Below are 18588 nucleotides of genomic sequence, written 5' to 3'. Positions count from 1 at the left end.
GCTGTACCAAACTCACCTTGGATCTGGTTCCTAGTTTCCCCCAACATGAGGTCGAAGGTGTATCGCAACTTAACCTCCTAGGCAACACTATTTTCAATTTAACACTTAAAAAACGAAATACTTATTATCCTTTCGGCAACTATTTACGTATGAAAATATTTCTAGTTAACCTTATTTTGCTCATACTCTTGGCCGTTAGCGCGACACAGATTAGTCAAATTCCATCTGCTTCAGGACCTAGTTACGGTGTGTACGTAAACGGGAAAGTTTACGTGATAGCCCAGTCAAGCAACTTGCTCCAGGTGATTCAGGGGAACACGGTGACCATGAACTACACGCTCCCGTCTTACTCGGGTGCAGTCCCCTTCAGGATAGCCTACCTAGATGGAGACTTCTACATTATATATCAAAAGGGTTCCCTTGTCCAGTGGAACGGTAACGTCGTCAAAACTTTCAATATACCTGAAGTAGGTAAATTCCCCGCTATAATCAGTGCAGGCAACTACGTCGTGGTCACTGCCTCCTACGGGAATAAGATATATCTGGTGTCCCCTTCGGGGAACCTCACCTCAATTACGGTTATGAACGGACCGCAGGCATTGGCATATGACAATCAGACTAACACTTTATACGTAGGAGGATACGACACGAACCTGGTTTACGGAATCTCCCTGAGCACCCTAAAGGCGATTTACAACTTCACATTGAACGCCACGACAGTTGACGCCATGGCCTTCATCCCTCCGGACGAGCTTGCGGTTGCAACTTACGCGCAACAGGTTGAGATCCTGAACGCAACAACGGGGAAGGTCCTTCAAGTGTTCAACATCCCAACCTTCGGAGTAAATGGCTACTCATGCATGGTTTACGTTCCCACCAACGATTCACTTTACCTCTCGGTTGCACATAAGAACAACGTTGTTGCGGTCATGAACCTTAAGACGGGGGGAGTGAGTTTGATCACGGTTGGGAACTCACCCAATGGGATAGTTTACGATCCCATGGACCACTCAATCTACGTCATGAATTACGGTTCCAACACAATTTCCATGATCCCAGTATCTGTGCAAGGCTCCAACGCAAGTAACACCTTAAATATCTACTACGTGCTAGCCGTGATCGCAGTGGTGATAGTGGTAATCCTAGGGATAATTGCGGTGAGGAGGAAATGAGTCTCGAACCTGGAGTAACTCCGCTCCCCATAGTGTTGGGTTACTTCCTGGTGGCATTGGTTGTGGCTATAGTGATCCTGAGAAAGTCAAGGCCCAGGTTCAGCTCTGTCGACATCGCGGTAATAGGTGTTGGGGGAGCAATGACTGCTGTGGCGGATCACATTCTCGGAGACGCCATATTTCTGCCCTCAGGGATTTACCCCATAGTGAACCCACCGGTCTGGTTTAGGATCTTGGTCTTCTTTCTCACAATAGGCGTCGTGAGGAAGGTAGGATCTGGGATGGCGACGATGGCCGTCTTCGATATCATTGGGGATCTTCTTCACTTCGGATTCACGGGCGAGCCTCTCTGGCTAATTGAGGACGTGCTAACGTATGGCCTAATGGCTGATGTTGTAATATTTCTGACGAGGGGAAAGATATTTGGAAGGGGAGCTAAGGGGGTCTCTCTGGCCTTATTTGAGGGGGGTGTACTGGGCCTGGCCTTCTCCTTTGTGCATCCCTTTTTCACGTACGGTTTCCTGGCCCCTGAGATCTTTGGCTTCGTCCCAGATCAGGCTAGGGTCTTCTACCTTTTCATAACCTATATCCCTGGAGACGTGTTCATCGGAGCGGTCTCTGCTCTTCTCGCGGGCAGGGTGAGCAGGGTGGTAACGTAGTGCTAGAGCTCTCAGGGGTTGAGGTGACCTATCCGGGAAGGGATGGACCCGCCCTCAGAATTCCCAGGCTAGAGGTTAGGAGGGGAGAGATAGTCCTTGTGACAGGAAGGACTGGATCGGGTAAATCAACGCTTCTGAACCTGCTTAACGGTATCATACCCAGGGTAATTGAGGCCGAGATTAAGGGAGAAATAAGGATTGAGGGAAAAGGGATCAGACCTGGAGACGACCCTCCAATAGTGATTGGTACCCTGTTTCAGGATCCTGACGCTCAACTGATCAACGAGTATGTAGAGGACGAGATAGGTTTTGGGCTTGAGAACCTGGGATATCCGCCTGAGGAAGTGGGGATCAGGGTAAAGGAAATCGCGGAGGTCCTGAAGATATCTCATCTACTACACAGGGAGACCCGTAAACTCTCGCTTGGGGAGAAGCAGGTTGTTGTCTTGGCCAGCATTCTCGCGATGAAACCTGAGCTACTTGTTCTCGATGAGCCCACCTCTAATCTCGATCCCTGGGAGACGAAACTAATCCTGCGGTACATACGTGAACTTGGGATTACCACGATAGTGGCTGAGCACAAACCTGTGTTTAGGTCAATCGCCACGAGGGTGATTAACCTGGTGGATGGAACCCCTATGGAGCAAGAGGTCAGGATAGAATATCCTCCTCGCCCAGCTTCACGGGTTGAGGATAGGATCAAGCTCTCTGCTGAGATCTTGGTAAGGGATGGGGAAAGGGTTATCCTGAACACGAAACTGAAACTAGGCCCTGGAACCACAACACTACTGGGAAGGAACGGATCAGGGAAGACGACCTTGCTGAGGGGGATTGCAGGTCTTCTTCCTAGGAATTTCAACTTGGAGGGTCGTGTTCAGGTGAACGGAGTTGACGTGTTAAGGCTCCCCCCTAGTAAGAGGGGGAGGATCATAGGATATCTACCTCAGGACATTCAGTTAATATTTTCCAGGAGCACTGTCGCAAAGGAACTTGAGTCATGTCTTCATGGAGGAGATCCTGAACCTCTCCTAAGACGCTTTGGCCTGGAGAGGTTTAAGGATGAGGATCCATTCATGCTCTCCACGGGACAGGCGAGAAGATTGGCGATTGCCTGTCTCATGGGCAGGGGAGTTGAGATCATACTCCTTGACGAGCCGACCACGGGACAGGACGTAGAAAGCAGGATACAGATAGGGGAAGAGTTGAGAGCCTTGGAGAGGACAATTCTCCTAACCACTCACGATCCACGCTTCGCTGAGGCCTTCGCCGATGAGGTACTCCTGCTGGAGAATGGGGAAGTCAGGAAAGTGGGATTGGGTGAGATTCATGATATCAATAGTGGAGCAAGTGGTTAGCTGGGGACTCGTCATCTTCGGAACCTTCACTCCAATCTATTTCCTGTTCAAGGTTTTGGGTTTCTCCGGATTTCAAGGACTTACCTCGTACATCCCCGGTAACACTCCACTTCACAGGCTTAGCCCCATGACGAAGCTAGTCATCCTGGTGGGGATAACCTTGACTGCCTCTTCGTCGATCTGTTGGGTTGGTGCCCTGGAGGGGCTAGCATTACTGCCCCTCTTCTACCCCCTGAAACTAGTCAGGAAAGTCGCGGGGTTCAGCTTCACTCAAGTCGTGGGTATGGCCTGGGGTTTCGCGGTCTTCACTTCACCGTCTGTGCTATCGCTCATTTTCCATTCCTATAACGTGGTGTGGGTGTTTCCAAGTTATTTTCAGTACCTTGGATACGTCCCAGAGTTAAGCGTCCAGGCCCTTGAGTACGGATTTCAGACAGCCATGAGGGTTTGGGCCATGCTCCTCGCGTCATCGCTTCTCCTGGTTACTACAACTCCCACAGACGTGATGAGAACTCTTGAAAGGTTAGGACTCCCAGAGTCGCTCACGCTCTCGATCATGGTAGGGATGGCCTTCGTTCCAAGGGTGTTCTCGACGATGGATGAGTCCTACAGGCTACAACAGCTGAGGGGAGAAGGTATCCTGAACGGCGTGAAGACAGTGTACAGATCCGTGATCCCGGTGGCCATCTTCCTGTTCAGGAGGGCTAGGATAACAGGATTATCACTTGAGACGAGGGCTTTCGGAAAGAGAAGGAGAAGACTAGGTGAAGTGAAGATTTCGCGTTTCGACCTAGAGGTCATGATCGCAGTTTTTTCATTTACGATGATTGACTTAGTACTCGTGGCAATTGGAGTGATACCAGCGATACCATTTAGGTAAGGTTCTGCGCCATGGCCAGACTAGTGGTGAAGAGGTCCTCGTGATAGCGTGGAGATAACGTGAGGTTAAAAATCACTCATCAGACTTACTTCTCCTCCAGGTTGGGCAAACCCCTAAGCTGAAGCTCCCTCTCTGCGAGGCTAACCTGGTTGGGTTCAGGCAATAGCAGGGTCGCAAACACCGCCACGAAGGATAGACCTGCTAAAATCATCATCGTGGTAACTATCCCGTAACTGGAAATGATAAGCGGGAATAGGAAGGTTGTTGTTAGCACCCCGAGCCTTCCGGACATGACCGTGACCCCCTGGGTTATACCCCTTATCTCAGCTGGGAATAGTTCAACTCCCCAGAATCCGACCACAGTACCAGGTCCCAGCTGAGAAAAGACCGTGCTAAAACCGTAGAGGAGAAGCGACTCTAATGCCTGAGTTCTGCCGAAGAGGAAAGCAAAGAGGAGAGTGAACGTTCCCATTCCTGCGAAACCTATTGCCTGCAGGGCTCTCCTTCCAAGTCTGTCGTTTAGGCCTGCACTCACCAGGTTCCACGGAACTGCGAAGCCTCCTAGGATAATTAGCTCGAACAGGAGGCCATTAATACCTAGATCCTTGGCTATAACACTTGGTCCAAAGAAAACTCCTGAATACGCAGAAACGTCGAAGAGATACCATGTCACTGAGGCAAATATCAAGGTTGGGAGGAAGGCCTTGATGGCCACCTTTCCTAGGCTGAGATTGCTAGCATATAGGTTGTACTTCTCCTCAAGTTCCTTGGAATCTCCCTTTACGAAAGCGAGGTATTGCGGTGTCTCAGGGAACTTCCTCCTCCCGTATATGACAGCTATGGCCGGAATTGCACCTGAGGCTAGGACTATTCTCCACAACATGTCCTGCGGAACGGCCTGTGACACGGCTAAGGTAACCACGACCGAAACTAGGGCCCCAACGTTCCACATGAAACCGCCCGACAGTGCCAGGAGCTTACCCCTATCCTTTCTGTTGGCATACTCCGCGTTAATCAGAGGAGATAGAACGTAATCTGCACCTATTCCTACCCCTAGGAGGAACCTCAGAATCGCCAGCTGATAGGGGTCTTGAACGAATGCCTGGAGGAGGGCCCCGAGTGTCATGAGAGTGGCATCTATCCCGTAAAACCTTTTCCTTCCATGCTTAACCAGATACCCAAAAACTAGTCCTCCAACTAAGTTTCCAAGGGTTATACTAAGGAAAAGAATGAGAGAAACCTCTGCAAGATTGTAACCCGTGAACGAGGCCTCCACGAGGGAGAGCACCAGAGCAGCTGCGGTTAGATCGTAACCATCAACTATCTGTCCCGCCCCTGCGAGAAGGGTAGTCTTAAGATGAAAAATTCCGAGCTTCTTTTCCTCGTAATCCCTTAAAGGGTTTGTAGGGTTCATATCATCTCTCGTTAACTTATAGAAAAAAGAGTGATCTACATAAAATATTTAGAACTTGTAGGTCTATTTAGTTTACGGAGAGTATATAGTCGTTGTTACGTAAAGTAGTATGGTTAGTTCTCACGTTACGCGATAGCGCCATACGTGAACTGGATCAACTTCATCTATCTAGACTCTATATTTCTATATAGTTTACTGATGCTATTTAGAAAATTCTTTTTAAGACTGATTTTATTCACGCATATGAACGTCGAGCCTAACCTTAATCGAAGCGTCTACACCCTAGCCCTTGAAATAAGGAATGCGCTCTACGGGAGGTCTCCCGTGGGCATCTCCGACCTCGATAAGGACAGGATAGCCCTCGTCCTTGTGGATGGGCTGGGTTACTCCCTGGCAGAGAAGGTTGGAATAAGGGCAGAGAAAATACATTCAGTCTTTCCCACGATAACAGTCACCGTTCTAACGACGTTATTGACTGCGACCCCACCAGGCATTCACGGGATTATGGGATGGAGAGTTCTGAACAGGAGAGAGGGGAGGATAGATAACCTCCTTGGAAATCAAGACGTTGAGTTAAGGAATCTGGTGCAAGCAGAACCCTATCTCCCAAGGGATTCCGTGATACTGGCACCTGCTGGAAGGCCCTCTTCTACCCTGTTTAAGTCATTGGTGGGCAACGTAACAGCTTACTACTCACCATGGGACGCGTTCACGCAGGCGAAGGAAATAGCTGAGAGGAAGAATCCAAGGTTCATGTTCATCTATCTCCCCTTCGTAGACTCAGTGAGTCATCACTTTGGGCCCTACTCTGAAAACACCATGAGGACCGCAATGGAGGTGTACAGACTTGTAGAGACCTTCGGAAGGGATCTCTCAGAGAAGTATAGTGTCGTGATGACTGCCGATCACGGCCACGTGCCCATAGAGGGTAACGTGATGATAGGTAACGACATACTTGACCACGTGGATCTACCGCCCTTTGGGGATCACAGGAACCTGATGTTGATGTCAAGAAGGGATCCTAGTGAATACCTTTCGAAGTATGGCCTAATCACGCTGAACAGGGAAAAGCTAAAGGAGCTAACAGGGGGAGAGAACGTTCCTGATTACGCAGGTGTACCACAGGATAACAGGCTATACTCCTACTGGAGAGACGAGGAGGAGATGGGTTACAGGGGATCCCACGGTGGAATGACTAGGGAAGAGATTGAGATACCCCTCGTCGTGTGGCAAAAATGAAGTCTTTGTGACGATACGAGAATGAAGATACAGGTTTCCAACTTTTTCGTAATCAGTCTGTATCCACTCCTTAGGGTCTTGATAGCCTTCTAGGGGTAAAATCTCGCGATGTGAATACTACGCGTGATGAGTTTACGATTCCTAACCCTTGACTTAGGGGTGCTGAGTGCTCAGGGATCCTGAGTTATCATGTTCCATGTGAGACCTAAGGATGGTCGAAAGAAGTTATTGGGATCGAGAGGCTGATTATGAGTCCATTGAGTAAGTGATATGAACCTTTTTCTTACTTCTCGAGGAACAAACTCGTGAGTGGCTCCTCCCTCACCCCTCTAGGTCCATGAACCCTGAGGCCGGTACCTTGGATACTCCAGGTCCAGGATCACCCAGTCCCCTGGGCCATGGCATCCCATACTCCCTCCTTAAATCCCTGTAGACCCTGTAAAGTTCGAGGTAATACTCAAGCGGAGGCAGTGACACTCCGTGAATCCCAAACCACGATCTGGGTTCAAGTCCCCACGTGTCAAACTTCGGGGTCACGTCCCTCGACATCAGGTACTCTATTCCCTCCGCAGTGGACTTGACCGCGTCCTCAATCCTCCTGAAACCATAGGGGAAGTCTGGGGAGTAGGCCATCTCTATCCCAGCGACGAAGTTTGGACTCACGTTTCCAACGCCGAACACCCTCACTGCCTCAACTGTCCTCCTTATCCACTCATCCCTTCCCACATTCTGACTTTTACCTGGGGAAATTAGGGAGAACAACCTCTCGTCCCAGACCTCCAGGTTTGGATGGTAATAGTCAACTCCAGCCTCGTAAAACTTGGGCAAGACCTCGACCCGCAAGGCCTGTGTATTCAACCTCGCAGGGAGCGAGGAGACCCTCTCCTCAACCTGCCTCATGTACTGAAGGTAAAACTCGGCCTCCTTTACCCCATCCCTGATAGTTCCGCCGGTGATCAGGTACCTCTTCACGTTGGAATCCTTGGACGCAAGCTCAATGGCCTCCGCCACGAGTTCCTTGGGAACCACGGCGCCAATCCCCTTTCTAATGTAACCCCACGCCTTGAAGTTCTCGTTGATATCGCAGAACTTGCACTGCTGATTCACGTTCCAGTACTCACAGATACGATAGGCCGTCACGTCGGCTGTCTCTCCCCAGTAGATGGCTGGGGCGACCTCCTCCACCCTAGATCCATTGCTCAGGGATTTCCCGTAATAGGAAGGCCTTGGAACGAACTCAACGTTGGCTATGGCCTCCTTTCCCACAAAGAGCTTGAGACTATCCTGAAGCTCGACCTTAAAGGGCGAACTTGAGGAGTGCCTGGACTGGATCACCGTTGGCCTTAAACCGAGAGGTCCTCCCGAGACACGGATCTCCTGCGGTATAACCTTTCGCCTGGCCTTAACTCTCTCAGGGTCATCTGGGTCGAAAGTGAATAGGAAATAGGCTTTCTCCTGGTAACTGGCCTTTAGGGCCTCGTCGGAAAAACTTATCCCGTGAAGGAGGATGCTTTCCTTCAGGACCACCTCCCTAGGTAGGTCGGGATAGCGGTCCATAACATCTAGGAGATATTGGAGCATAAGCATGTTGAGATAGAGAACAATTTAAATCAAGATAAAGTAGACAAATATTGCCTTGTGACTCTAGGGGATGAGGCAAATATTGCCTAGCCGATGTCAAGAGAGTAGAGAATCTTATGGCCAATTTGAGAAGATGAACGTCATCTTCTAATTAGGCTTTCTATAGACAATCCTTAACCTTAGTGTTTATCTCATTTTCCTTAGCCTGACACGTCCTATATGTCTTGCTTATCTCTCCTAGCTTTTGACCGTCATAGTATATTACCATTGTATTTGTAGATACCGTACTAAATTCAATACTATAATTTCCGTCCTTAAAAGGTCCCCAAAGTGTTATCAAAATTTCAATATTATAATCGTTACCAAAACACTCAACGTAGGCCCAAGAGGTCATTAAGTACTGTGTTCTAGAGTTAGGCTCCGGATGAGCTTGTTGTCCAATGAATATCAAGATGGGTCCGTTAAGCATAAAACGAGAATTTTCACCTTGACTAGTCAAATATTTTCCTTGATCTGTAACTTCCTCAATACTAAATCTTGAGATAATTCTTGCATGATTTTCAGCTATCCTCTTAATTGCTTCAACAGAAAATGATTGTATAGACGTTTGCAACTGATTACAAGGCTGAAAATTTTCACTCATAGATATACTAGAACATTTACCGTTTTTAAAGATTTCTGGTACATATACAACAAGATATTAATAAATTAGTCATAAATAAGTGAAAATATTGACTATCCTGTTATAAAGGCGAAAATAGGAATGAGGAGATGGAGCTGCCCAAGTTCATTGTATATTTGACGTTCAAAATACATAGAATACGCAATAAATCCGTTATGGTTCAACTAAAATACTAAATTGATTCTCCATGAAAGGTCTTTCCCGAAAAACTTGTCTATAGTAAACTTCTTGTATGGAAATCTCGACCCAGCAAGGATTTCCTCCCAGATAAGCCAGTAAACCATTCTGTCCTTGAATATTGGTCTAAAAGGAGTGCCGCGACCGGGATTTGAACCCGGGCCACAGGCTTGAGAGGCCTGCATACTCTCGGCACCACGGCTTGACCGGGCTATACTATCGCGGCATAATTAATAATTGATATGTGCTTTTAAAGTTACCCATTATTGACACGAGTGTGTCCAACAATATCGCTGAATTAGACAAAATAATATTTAAGGGCCAGGACGGGTTTAATCACGTGAGCAACCGTGAAGAGGAGCGTACCTCTTCCCGTCCTGACCCAAGTAATGATTTACCTTCTTGAACTTAATAACCTTAAGCCCCGGTTCTGATAGCTTGAGGAGTTGGCGAAGGCGTTGGCCAGTTATTACCTCGGGCTCTCGCTCAGGAGGTTCAGGGTCCCGAGGACTGTTCACTACTATTGGAGGATGGTGAGTAACGTGACCCTAGACCTACCCTTGACCTGGAGTACGCGGTCGACGAGACGAAGGTCCTCACGGTGAAGGGGGTGATGTACTACCTGTGAGTCGTGAGGGATGTTCACACGGGAGTTATCCTGTCTCCATAGTCACTGAGGCCAGGTTGGGCCTCGATGCGATCGTGTTGGTAAATAGGGTGAGGCAGGTCGAGGTGAGGGTGAGAGGGGAGGTTCTCAGGGCAGAGTACATACATGATGGCCTTTCCGCGTAAAACTTCCTGTCCATCGCCGGGGTCGACCACGAGCACGTAACCTTTGGGATTAGGAACAGGATTGAGCACGTTTTCAGGACTGCGAAGCACAGGCTCTCGGGGATGGACTTCCACTTCCCGTGGAACGCGAGCAAGGGGAGCCTAGAGTTATGGTTCTCAGCCTTCTTCACGGTTTACAATATTTTGCAAATTTCAAGAGAAAAATAAATTGTTGGACATACTCGAGGTGTTGAGTATTCGATTACTTAATCTCCGGTTCTACAAATATTTCTAATAAAAAGAACAACGTTATTTTTTGGATACATCTCATAATACCTAATGCAGAAAGACCCTGTAAATTAGGAATAGATATAGAAGCATAATAATATTACTGAACCTCACGGGTAAAGATTATTAAAAAAATGTTTCTTTAATTCAGTTCAGTAGAGGAGACATATTAGTAGCCTAAACGCTGGTATTTAAGTTGCCGTAGACAGTAAGTGTGGGGTTCAGTGCACCTGCCGCGAAGGTTATTTGAATTGGGATAGAGGTGCCTACATTATTAACCCCTAGAGTTGTTGGTAAGGTTTCGGCGAGAATATATAAAGTATAAGTATGTGTGGCACCTGCAGCGACCTGCTGATTTACAGATGAGTTAGTGAGACCGGCTATGCTTATAGACTCTATGGTAGCTAGTGTACTCTCGGTATTCTTAACAGTTAGTTGCACTGTAATATTATAATTTGCACCAACAGTATTTGTACCAGCAGTCTTTACATTTATTACGGGTGTGCCTACCACTTGAATCCCGTTACCGGAACCTCCAAAGGATCCGAAGAGACCGAAAGCAAATACCGCTACTGCTAGGGCTAGTGCTACGCTTACTATTACTAGGATTAGAGCTGTTACTGCGCCAGATATTGCCCTCCTTGACCTGATGTACCTTCCCATTTTAGATCTGTAAAAAGAAAAGGAGAACATCTATATAAACTTTTCTAGCGAATTTCTAACCTAACTTTACTAAAACTATAGGTATAAACCGGATGAGGAATCTATCGTCCCACATGCAGTTCAGCACTCTGCCTTCAAAATGAGTATTGTGCAAACTACGCCCCAAAACCTCTTCATGACAATCCCATCCTTATTCAAAACTCGTGTTATTAACTCGGACCTCCAAACCACTACCATGAAAATCTCAAAAGATATTGAGGTGTTGCCCGGAAGTCCCAACACGCTGATTTACGAAGGAAGAATAGTGGTTGACCAGGGAGGTAAAAACTCATCCCTAAACCTTGAGGCAGAGGCCCAGTTGGCAACCCACGGACATATGGACCACATAGCGGGCTTACTAACTAAGGCAGGCAAGAAGTACCTCCCGAGGGAGGACATGTGGGCTCTATCCCTTCTTGGAAGGAGGGCCATGACTTACGGTTTCAGCTCTGCCCAATCCGCCCTCTTCACATACGACCTAGTTAAGGAGCAAATCTCCTTGAATAATTCCCTCCCCTCAGAGGTTCAGGAGGTTAGACTCCCAGGGCACACTCCGGGCCACACTGGTTACATTCTAGGAAACGTCCTTTACGCGGGCGATGCCTTCTTCGGTACTAGGGTTCTAGAGGGTTTCATCTTCCCCTTCTACGTGGATTTCTGGTCAGCTATGGACTCCCTGAAAGTTGTGAAGGATCTACTCAGGTCACTAGATAACGTGGCCATTTCTCACGGCCCGATCTACGAGAAGAGGAAGATGGTTGAGGTACTGGAGTTCAACATTAAGCACGGGGAGAAACTCGTAACATGGGTGAAGGAGGCGATCTCGCAGGGTGCGACTGCCGAGGAGGTAGTGGTTAAGGTCATGAGCAAGGGGACAGGAGAGATCAAGCCGACGAATGTCATCCTGAACTCGATCACTGCAAAGTCAATCCTGAGTCAGGTAGCCAGGGACATCAGGGTGGAGAGCAGGGGAGTAGTTTACTGGGGATAAACTCCTCATGGCCTTCGAGACTCCATGAAACCCTTTTTAACTTAGGTTTCTAATTAGCTCATGACCTGGAAATTCAAGTCCGATAAAGTTGAGGTAAAGGATGTCCCCCTCTGCGTTGTCGATGAGATAGAGGAGAGCCCAAGGTTGCGCGAGCTCTTCACCAGGGCAGGGGTCAAGACGGGTCACGGAAGCCCAGCTCATAGGCTAGTGAGCGAGGTTGTCATAAAGGTGTTCCAGGAGAAGAGGGAGACCCTTCAAGACGTTAAGTCCAAGTGGAACCTTGAGGGGATAGACGATATACTGAAGGAGATAGAAACTCAAGCCAGGGAGAGGGGTGTAATTAAGTAATCTCCTATATCACCTGCTCCCGTGCAACTTCCCATGTGACACACTTGACATAAATCCTAGGACACCACGTCACTCAAATTTGAACTTTACCTTCCCGTCCTCTAGGTATACGGTTGCACTGAATCTCTTCCCCGTCCTAGATCTGAACCCCTTCATCTTCAACTCCTTTCCTTGAAACAAGGACTTAGCCTGCCTGAAGGTTATCTTCTTCCCAGCTATTTCCCTCCACACCACTGTCCCGCACTTCCTGCATTTCCACCCTCTTGAAAACCCTACCACTTCCCCACCGCATTTACACGTAATCCTCATCTTTGGAAGGTTCTCATCCAGAAACCTCTTTACCTCCTCCATCCCAGTTCCCTCAAGCTTAACCCCGAGATCCCTGGACACGGCCCTAGCTAACCTCAGCATTTCAGGGGTTGCCCTTCTCTCCACCTTAAACTCTCTCTTCATGAGCCTCTCGACCTCCTCCCTTGTGAACCTCCTTATTCCCTCCATGAATTCTTGATACCCCTTCTCCCCCAATCTCTTCACGTAGATCTCCTCAAGTTGCCTCTCCCACTCCGCCGTCATGTCGGGGCTAACAACCTTGCTATCCCCCAGCTTATCCACGAGTTCTCTCCCCTTATCCGTGGAGTAAAGGGATTTCCCCCTCCTCTCCACGTAACCCCTCTCGAGGAGTGTCTCTATTATTCCGGCCCTGGTCGCCGGTGTCCCCAGCCCTAGCCTCTCCATTTCCCTTAGAAGGGAGGCCTCGGTGAACCTTGCGGGGGGTTTGGTCTGCCTCTCCTCGGCCTTCACCCACTCCTTCCTCACCTCCCCGCTCGGGATTTTCAGGGGGTTATCCTCGTGGGGATAAAGCTCCATCCAGCCCAGCTGGAGGTTCCTCTTTCCCTCAACCAGGAAGAGCTCACCGTCAAGTCTTATGAATACCCTCTGCAACTCATACACGTAATCGTCCATGAAGGCCCCAACAAACTTTCTGTACACGAGGTCGTACACCTTCCTGTGAATTGCCGGAAGGTTCTCGGGTGGCCTATCCAGCGGGATGATTGCGTGGTGGTCAGTGAGCTTTGAGGAATCAAATACCCTCTTCCCCACGCGGTCTACCCTAGGGACCAGTTCTCCCCTTCCAAGCTTCCTTAAGACGTCCTTAACCAGATCCCTGTTCCCCTCCCCAAGGTAGCGTGCGTCAGTCCTGGGATAACTTATGAGCTTCCACTCCTCGTACAGGGATTGGGCAACGTCGAGGGTCCTCTTTGCGGACAGGCCATACAGCGTGTTTGCCTCCCTCTGCAGGGAAGTGAGCGAGTGGAGTAGTGGGGGCCTCTCCTCTCTTCTCTCCACGTCCACTTTCTCAACTCTCCCGCTCCTCACGCTTTTCAAGGCATTCACGACCTGCTCCGCCTCCTCCCTTGCGAGTCTTGCCTCCTCCCCATTCCTCAACATCACACCCTTCATCTCTCCCTCAAACCCCGCGAGCACAACGTAGTAGATCTCTGGCTTGAACGCCTCTATCTCCCTGTCCCTCTTCACGATCATCGCGAGGGTGGGAGTTTGGACCCTCCCAACACTCCAGACCTCCCCACCGCCTGCCTTCAAGGTGACGAGCCTGGTCAGGTTAATCCCCACGATCCAGTCGCCGTTCTGCCTGGCTAGGGCACTGTAGTAGAGGCTGTCAAACTCCGAGCTTGGCCTCAATCTCCTGAGCTCTCTCAACACCACGTCCCGTGTGAGGGCCTCCGAGGTCCAGAGCCTCAACACTTTCCCGCGATATCCCGTGAACTCGAGGAGTTCCCTCACTATGAGCTCGCCCTCTCTCCCGGCATCACCGCAGTTTATTACCGCGTCAGCTCCCTCAAGCAGTTTCCTCACAACCTTGAACTGACTCTCCTTACCCTTGATCAAGTCGTACTCAAACTTCTCAGGGAAAATGGGAAGATCCTTCAAATTCCACCTCTTCGGCGCAATCTCGCCAATCTCGAGGAGATGACCGTAGGTCCACGTAACTAGGTATTCCCCAACCTCGAGGTAACCTTGCCTTCTCGTTGGCTTACCCAGGGCCCTCGCTATATCCAGCGCAACGCTGGGCTTCTCCGTGATTACGAGCTTCATGCGTGACTCTTACCCTTGACGAAGGGAAGATGGAGTTGGTAGTGAAGGGCGATGAGCAGGTCCCTCTCGGTCACAATCCCCTTAGCCCTTCCCTCCTTGTCCAGGAGAACCAGGGCCCCGATCCCCTTCGTGATCATGAGCGCAGCTGCCTCGTTGACTGACCTGTCCTCTTCCACCGTTACCACTGGAGTTTTCATGATATCCCTTATCCTCCTCCCGAAGAAGAGCTCCGGTTCAAGTTTCTCGACGGCCTTCGCTGCTGCCTTCACCGCGTCAGCTGCAGTTACCATGCCAACTACTTTTCCATCCTCGTCAGTCACTGGAAGTCTCCTGAACCCCCTCCTCAGCATCATCCTAACTGCCTGTTCCAGTAGGGTGTCTCGAAACACAGTATTCACTCTAGGGGTGACGAAACCCGACACGGAAAACATGGGGTCAAGGTCCTGAAACATGAGGAGAAAGTCCCTCTCCGTGACCATCCCCACAGGCCTACGTGAGGCATTGACCACAGGGAGAGACCCAAAGTTCCTGGTCACCATGATTGTGATTGCCTCAAGGGCGTCCTGGTCCTCTGCAACGGTCATAGGATTCACGGTCATGTAGCCTGAGGCTGGGGTAACTCCCATCTTGTAAAGGTCAGCCTGCGTGCAAGCTGAGGGACAGAAGCTGAGGAGAATTGAGAGGAGGTCCCTTGTGGAAAGGATACCCTTCACAACCTCGTCTGCCACTATGACCCTGCCTAGCCCCCTGTCGTTAACCTTCTTAAAGGCCTCCTTGAGTCCGTCACTAACTGAGATTATGGGGGGATTTGGGTTCATGAGCGTTTTAACTATCATGGGATAATCTCGAGCTTTTACCTAAAAGGATTTCCTGTTAAATTAATTGAGTGTCAACGTTAACCTTGTTAAGCTAGCGTGGATTATCGCGCTCTGCTAGATTGTGAAATATCTCCTTCTATTATCAATACACGGTGAACTACTCCGCCCTTACGGACTGAGCATCCCCACCTCGCGATGGGGATTTCCTGCTTCTTTGGGAGAACTTGCTGTACACCGCCTCGTGAAAGGTGAACAGTAGAGGTTCCCCCTCCACAGGCAGAGGGGCAGTCCCGACCCCGCGTTTCAAGATATTTAGGGACGCGTTGTAATCACGATCTATTACAAGACCACAATTAGGGCAACGAAATACCCTATCAGACAGACCAAGTTTTCCCCTGTACCCGCACCTAGAACAGGTCTGCGACGTGTAAGCTGGGTCCACCTCGACCACCCTCCTACCAGCTCTTTCAGCCTTGTAGGAGAGGTGATGGAGGAAGGTTGAGAACTTGGAGTAGAAGATGTGCTTCCTCAACCTACCGAAAGAGCTCTGTACCATCCCTTATGTATTCAGTTTCTCAACAACTATTACGTCATGATCCTTGACTAACCACGTGGTTATCTTGTGGATATAATCCTTAAGAGTGTTCTCAAGCCTTTCGTAAGCCATAGCGAGCTTCAGTCTAGCCTTTTCGTAATTCCTTGAACCCCTTCTCTTTCTCGATAATCTCCTTTGTAACAATTTGATCCTCTCTTCCCTCCTATCTAGGAGTTTAGGGTTCTCGATTACAACACCATTGCTCGTTGTAACGAACTTCTCTATACCTAGATCAATCCCCACGGCTCTACCGGTCCTTTCTAGGGGTTGCTTCTCTTGCTCAACTTGAAAGATAGCGTACCACTTGTTTGTTTTACTTCTCTTCAGGATGACCCCTTTCACTTCTCCCTGTACTGGCCTATGTAGAAGGAGCTTGATCTCTCCTATCTTGGATAGATGGAGCTTATCGCCTCGCAATTTGAACCCAGATTGGTTGTACCAGACTATCTTGAACGCCTTCCTGTACCTTAGTTTCCCCACTTTCTTTTCGTTCCTCTTTAGTTCTGATAACACCTTGATGTTGTACCATAGGACGTTGTTTACCATTTGTAGGGCTTTAGAGTACATCTCGTGTTTCTCGTCCATGTCCTTAAGTAGCTTTTGAGTGTCGAACTGTGTTGCCTTCATTCCCTGTCTTCTTCTCTCCGTGATGTAGTCCAGTAACTTGTTGTACACTTTCGCCTCTATTTCCATCGTGTTGATGAGTTTTCTCTCTATCTCTGGTGTCGGGTATGCCCTGTACTTGAATGAGAGGGTTACCTTGTTGCCTTTTGATTTCAACGCTATATAGAAGTTTCTCTTGATACAAAATCTTTTCTGGGGCTATCCATCCCCACGCGGATAGGGACTTCCGCCCCCTCAATCCCCAGTAATGTTAAATTGTGACGCTTTCTCGACGAACTTTCCTATGAACTCGCCTATGTGATCCTCAAACTCAAGGTCCCTAGATAAAAGTAAGAGAACCATCAATCACATCCATCACACGAAGTATCTCTTTTTTGTCGTCTTTCATATTAGAGGGCCTTTCATGTCAGAAGGATACTCTTCACCCTCTTGACTCCTCTGATGGCTTTATCTGCAGAAGCTGGTGATAAACTACACTCATTTATGTTCTAGCCGTGAAGTTAGATATTGGGGTAAAAGAGAGTGCTATCTGAAGAGATTTTGAGATCATTTTCGGAGTATGCTGAGTGGGACACTGCTAAACCCCTTCATATCTCTAGGTTAATTGAAAAGATGGGAGATTACATCGTCGAAAGGTATGGCACGGAGATTATTGAAATAGGTGAAATGTTAATTAATGCTTTAGCCAACCCCTTATCTGATGATGCATTGGAAATCATTTCCGAAAAGTACCAGAAAATGAAAGAGGAATTAGACCTCTATAATTCCCTCGTGGAGCATAACACCACGATTGGAGAATACAGGAAATTAGCCATGAATAAACTGGAAAAATTCATAAGAGTACTAGAAAAGAACCTTGATAATTTCGTGGAGGAGACCTCAAAGGACTACTCCGGTTATTTTATAGCGTACTACTACAGCATTTATCTCCATTTCTTGACTTACCTATATTCAATCATGGGTCAGATGAAAATTTCTAAGAAGAAAGTTAATATTAAGACGATTCATGTATCTAAAGAAAGAAAGCTAATCGACTTAATAAATTCCACAGTATTTATTTTCGGGATACCAATAGTTATATTCCTGCTAAAGAACGAGATTATGGGGGAAATAACAGTCTTAAAAGGTATTATGTTGCATTTCATGTCCAGAGATAAGTTTTTTGTAAATCCTAGCCTTCTTTAGGTTTTTACTCAAGCGGTCATAGGTCTCTTCATAGATCTCGTCATATTTCACTAGTATTTCCTCAAGGATTCCTGCCCTTTTCGATAACCCTGAGACGTCCCAATCAGGTTTAAGACGTTCTTTCAAAATAATTCCTGCCATCAGGTAGGCATCGGAGGTTATTGTAGCCAATTCCTCAACCGTGTCCTCTAAAACCTTAGGCCTTCCTCCACCTTTATTTATGCAACTCACAACCTCATTTATTAAGTTGTGACTCCTGCTCCCCCTATAATATAACCATGAAACAAGAATATTCGTGTCTACAAAAAACGCCTTATTCATAAGAAACAGCCAAGAATAACCTATGGCCAAACGAGCTATTCCTCGAGGAGGTATAAGGAAAATGCTAAGCAAGAGGATCATTCAAGATGGAAAGGATGAAATTATTAATCTTAGCTATGAGGAAATAAAAGATAATTATGGTCCTAAGAAAAGTAATAACTTAAGAGATTTTATAAAAGATATAGAAATCAAGATAAATACAACTTTTGAAGTAGTAAATCGTGTTTATAGTGGTCCATTAAAGGATATAATATTAATTATTAGAGAAATAGACAAGACATTGAATAATCTACAAAAAAACCCGAGCGCGTTTGATATAATAATTTTCAGTAAACTGTATTCGCTCCTTGAGGGACGGGAGTTTGATAAAATTACTTTGATTACCAACGATACTGACTTCGAAAAGATTTACAAAGTTGTCATGACATACGCGAACGGAATAATTAATGGCAAGAGAGATCCTCGAGGTAGACTGAAAGATATTGCAGAAAAGATTTCAAGAATATTACCAGATCTAGAGATTGTCTCCCTCGAAAATTTTAGGTGTGAATCTGCCTCATCAAGTTCCTAATAGTTATCCAAGTGAGAGACTTTGTCGATTTGGTGTGTATTCTAGGCATTTCGAACGTCAAATACACAAGTATCTCGGGCAGTCCCTCCAGGCGAGACGC

General features: G+C 47.7%; 16 protein-coding genes, 1 tRNA gene and 2 pseudogenes. 10 read left to right on the top strand and 9 right to left on the bottom strand.

Going from position 1 to position 18588, the window contains the following annotated elements; translation table 11 throughout:
• Positions 1–149: 149 nt before the first annotated feature.
• Genes MSED_RS04330 through MSED_RS04315 form a run of 4 tightly spaced genes read left to right on the top strand, consistent with a single transcriptional unit; the run spans position 150 to position 4066 of the window.
• On the top strand, positions 150–1172 hold the full coding sequence (locus MSED_RS04330; RefSeq protein WP_012020811.1) for a YncE family protein: 1023 nt from the start codon (positions 150–152) through the stop codon (positions 1170–1172).
• Complete coding sequence (locus tag MSED_RS04325; RefSeq protein ID WP_012020810.1) at positions 1169–1831, top strand: hypothetical protein; 663 nt, start codon at positions 1169–1171, stop codon at positions 1829–1831. Before MSED_RS04330 ends, MSED_RS04325 begins: the two co-directional genes overlap by 4 nt.
• Positions 1831–3186 (top strand): ABC transporter ATP-binding protein, encoded by a 1356-nt coding sequence (locus MSED_RS04320; RefSeq protein WP_012020809.1) that lies wholly within the window; start codon positions 1831–1833, stop codon positions 3184–3186. The genes MSED_RS04325 and MSED_RS04320 overlap by 1 nt, the downstream gene beginning before the upstream one ends.
• Entirely contained in the window at positions 3158–4066 is a 909-nt protein-coding gene (locus MSED_RS04315) for an energy-coupling factor transporter transmembrane component T family protein (protein WP_012020808.1), read from the top strand. Before MSED_RS04320 ends, MSED_RS04315 begins: the two co-directional genes overlap by 29 nt.
• Positions 4067–4151: 85 nt before the next feature.
• Here MSED_RS04315 and MSED_RS04310 read toward each other — a convergent pair whose 3' ends face one another.
• The gene (locus MSED_RS04310) at positions 4152–5480 is read right to left on the bottom strand and encodes an MFS transporter (protein WP_012020807.1); all 1329 of its coding nucleotides are present in this window, start codon (positions 5478–5480) and stop codon (positions 4152–4154) included.
• Between the two features lie 243 nt (positions 5481–5723).
• On the opposite strand from MSED_RS04310, the gene MSED_RS04305 reads away from it, so the two are divergent.
• Positions 5724–6719, top strand: a complete 996-nt coding sequence (locus MSED_RS04305; RefSeq protein ID WP_144418740.1) for an alkaline phosphatase family protein — start codon at positions 5724–5726, stop codon at positions 6717–6719.
• A 321-nt stretch (positions 6720–7040) separates the two neighbouring features.
• Here MSED_RS04305 and MSED_RS04300 read toward each other — a convergent pair whose 3' ends face one another.
• The 3 genes from MSED_RS04300 to MSED_RS04290 form a co-directional block, all read right to left on the bottom strand.
• On the bottom strand, positions 7041–8300 hold the full coding sequence (locus MSED_RS04300) for a radical SAM protein (protein ID WP_144418739.1): 1260 nt from the start codon (positions 8298–8300) through the stop codon (positions 7041–7043).
• Positions 8301–8460: 160 nt separating this feature from the next.
• Positions 8461–8943, bottom strand: coding sequence for a hypothetical protein (locus MSED_RS04295; protein ID WP_012020804.1), 483 nt, complete (start codon positions 8941–8943; stop codon positions 8461–8463).
• Between the two features lie 352 nt (positions 8944–9295).
• Positions 9296–9385, bottom strand: a tRNA-Glu gene (locus MSED_RS04290).
• Positions 9386–9509: 124 nt separating this feature from the next.
• Between MSED_RS04290 and MSED_RS11965 the strand changes: the two are divergent.
• A pseudogene (locus MSED_RS11965) lies at positions 9510–10158 on the top strand (IS6 family transposase).
• A 237-nt stretch (positions 10159–10395) separates the two neighbouring features.
• Here the strand turns inward: MSED_RS11965 and MSED_RS11795 are convergent.
• On the bottom strand, positions 10396–10911 hold the full coding sequence (locus tag MSED_RS11795; RefSeq protein WP_012020803.1) for a hypothetical protein: 516 nt from the start codon (positions 10909–10911) through the stop codon (positions 10396–10398).
• A 205-nt stretch (positions 10912–11116) separates the two neighbouring features.
• Between MSED_RS11795 and MSED_RS04275 the strand changes: the two genes are divergently transcribed.
• Entirely contained in the window at positions 11117–11911 is a 795-nt protein-coding gene (locus MSED_RS04275; protein WP_048806914.1) for an MBL fold metallo-hydrolase, read from the top strand.
• 60 nt (positions 11912–11971) lie between these two features.
• Positions 11972–12259, top strand: a complete 288-nt coding sequence (locus MSED_RS04270; protein WP_012020801.1) for a hypothetical protein — start codon at positions 11972–11974, stop codon at positions 12257–12259.
• A 69-nt stretch (positions 12260–12328) separates the two neighbouring features.
• Here MSED_RS04270 and MSED_RS04265 read toward each other — a convergent pair whose 3' ends face one another.
• The 3 genes and pseudogenes from MSED_RS04265 to MSED_RS04255 all read right to left on the bottom strand — a co-directional run bounded on the left by MSED_RS04265 (position 12329) and on the right by MSED_RS04255 (position 16567).
• The gene (locus MSED_RS04265) at positions 12329–14374 is read right to left on the bottom strand and encodes a type IA DNA topoisomerase (RefSeq protein ID WP_012020800.1); all 2046 of its coding nucleotides are present in this window, start codon (positions 14372–14374) and stop codon (positions 12329–12331) included.
• The gene (locus MSED_RS04260) at positions 14371–15210 is read right to left on the bottom strand and encodes a CBS domain-containing protein (RefSeq protein ID WP_012020799.1); all 840 of its coding nucleotides are present in this window, start codon (positions 15208–15210) and stop codon (positions 14371–14373) included. Before MSED_RS04260 ends, MSED_RS04265 begins: the two co-directional genes overlap by 4 nt.
• A 139-nt stretch (positions 15211–15349) precedes the next feature.
• Positions 15350–16567 (bottom strand): annotated as a pseudogene (locus tag MSED_RS04255) (RNA-guided endonuclease InsQ/TnpB family protein).
• Between the two features lie 366 nt (positions 16568–16933).
• On the opposite strand from MSED_RS04255, the gene MSED_RS04250 reads away from it, so the two are divergent.
• A complete protein-coding gene (locus MSED_RS04250; protein WP_012020798.1) occupies positions 16934–17596 on the top strand; it encodes a hypothetical protein in 663 nt (220 codons plus the stop codon).
• Here the strand turns inward: MSED_RS04250 and MSED_RS12140 are convergent.
• Positions 17531–17947, bottom strand: coding sequence for a hypothetical protein (locus MSED_RS12140; protein ID WP_144418738.1), 417 nt, complete (start codon positions 17945–17947; stop codon positions 17531–17533). The two genes, MSED_RS04250 and MSED_RS12140, sit on opposite strands and share 66 nt — an antisense overlap.
• A 31-nt stretch (positions 17948–17978) precedes the next feature.
• Between MSED_RS12140 and MSED_RS04245 the strand changes: the two genes are divergently transcribed.
• Positions 17979–18488, top strand: a complete 510-nt coding sequence (locus MSED_RS04245) for a hypothetical protein (protein ID WP_012020796.1) — start codon at positions 17979–17981, stop codon at positions 18486–18488.
• The last annotated feature ends 100 nt before the right edge of the window (positions 18489–18588 follow it).

The organism is Metallosphaera sedula DSM 5348, from assembly GCF_000016605.1.
Lineage (GTDB): Archaea > Thermoproteota > Thermoprotei_A > Sulfolobales > Sulfolobaceae > Metallosphaera > Metallosphaera sedula.
This window is presented reverse-complemented; position numbering and strand designations above follow the sequence as displayed.

Coding starts and splice junctions, on each gene's coding strand:
- MSED_RS11795 (WP_012020803.1), bottom strand. CDS start 10,911: ATGTTCTCCTTTTCTTTTTACAGATCTAAAATGGGAAGGTACATCAGG.
- MSED_RS04265 (WP_012020800.1), bottom strand. CDS start 14,374: ATGAAGCTCGTAATCACGGAGAAGCCCAGCGTTGCGCTGGATATAGCG.
- MSED_RS04325 (WP_012020810.1), top strand. CDS start 1,169: ATGAGTCTCGAACCTGGAGTAACTCCGCTCCCCATAGTGTTGGGTTAC.
- MSED_RS04300 (WP_144418739.1), bottom strand. CDS start 8,300: ATGCTCCAATATCTCCTAGATGTTATGGACCGCTATCCCGACCTACCT.
- MSED_RS04310 (WP_012020807.1), bottom strand. CDS start 5,480: ATGAACCCTACAAACCCTTTAAGGGATTACGAGGAAAAGAAGCTCGGA.
- MSED_RS04315 (WP_012020808.1), top strand. CDS start 3,158: ATGATATCAATAGTGGAGCAAGTGGTTAGCTGGGGACTCGTCATCTTC.
- MSED_RS04275 (WP_048806914.1), top strand. CDS start 11,117: ATGAAAATCTCAAAAGATATTGAGGTGTTGCCCGGAAGTCCCAACACG.
- MSED_RS04305 (WP_144418740.1), top strand. CDS start 5,724: ATGAACGTCGAGCCTAACCTTAATCGAAGCGTCTACACCCTAGCCCTT.
- MSED_RS04245 (WP_012020796.1), top strand. CDS start 17,979: ATGCTAAGCAAGAGGATCATTCAAGATGGAAAGGATGAAATTATTAAT.
- MSED_RS04270 (WP_012020801.1), top strand. CDS start 11,972: ATGACCTGGAAATTCAAGTCCGATAAAGTTGAGGTAAAGGATGTCCCC.
- MSED_RS04330 (WP_012020811.1), top strand. CDS start 150: ATGAAAATATTTCTAGTTAACCTTATTTTGCTCATACTCTTGGCCGTT.
- MSED_RS04295 (WP_012020804.1), bottom strand. CDS start 8,943: ATGAGTGAAAATTTTCAGCCTTGTAATCAGTTGCAAACGTCTATACAA.
- MSED_RS04260 (WP_012020799.1), bottom strand. CDS start 15,210: ATGATAGTTAAAACGCTCATGAACCCAAATCCCCCCATAATCTCAGTT.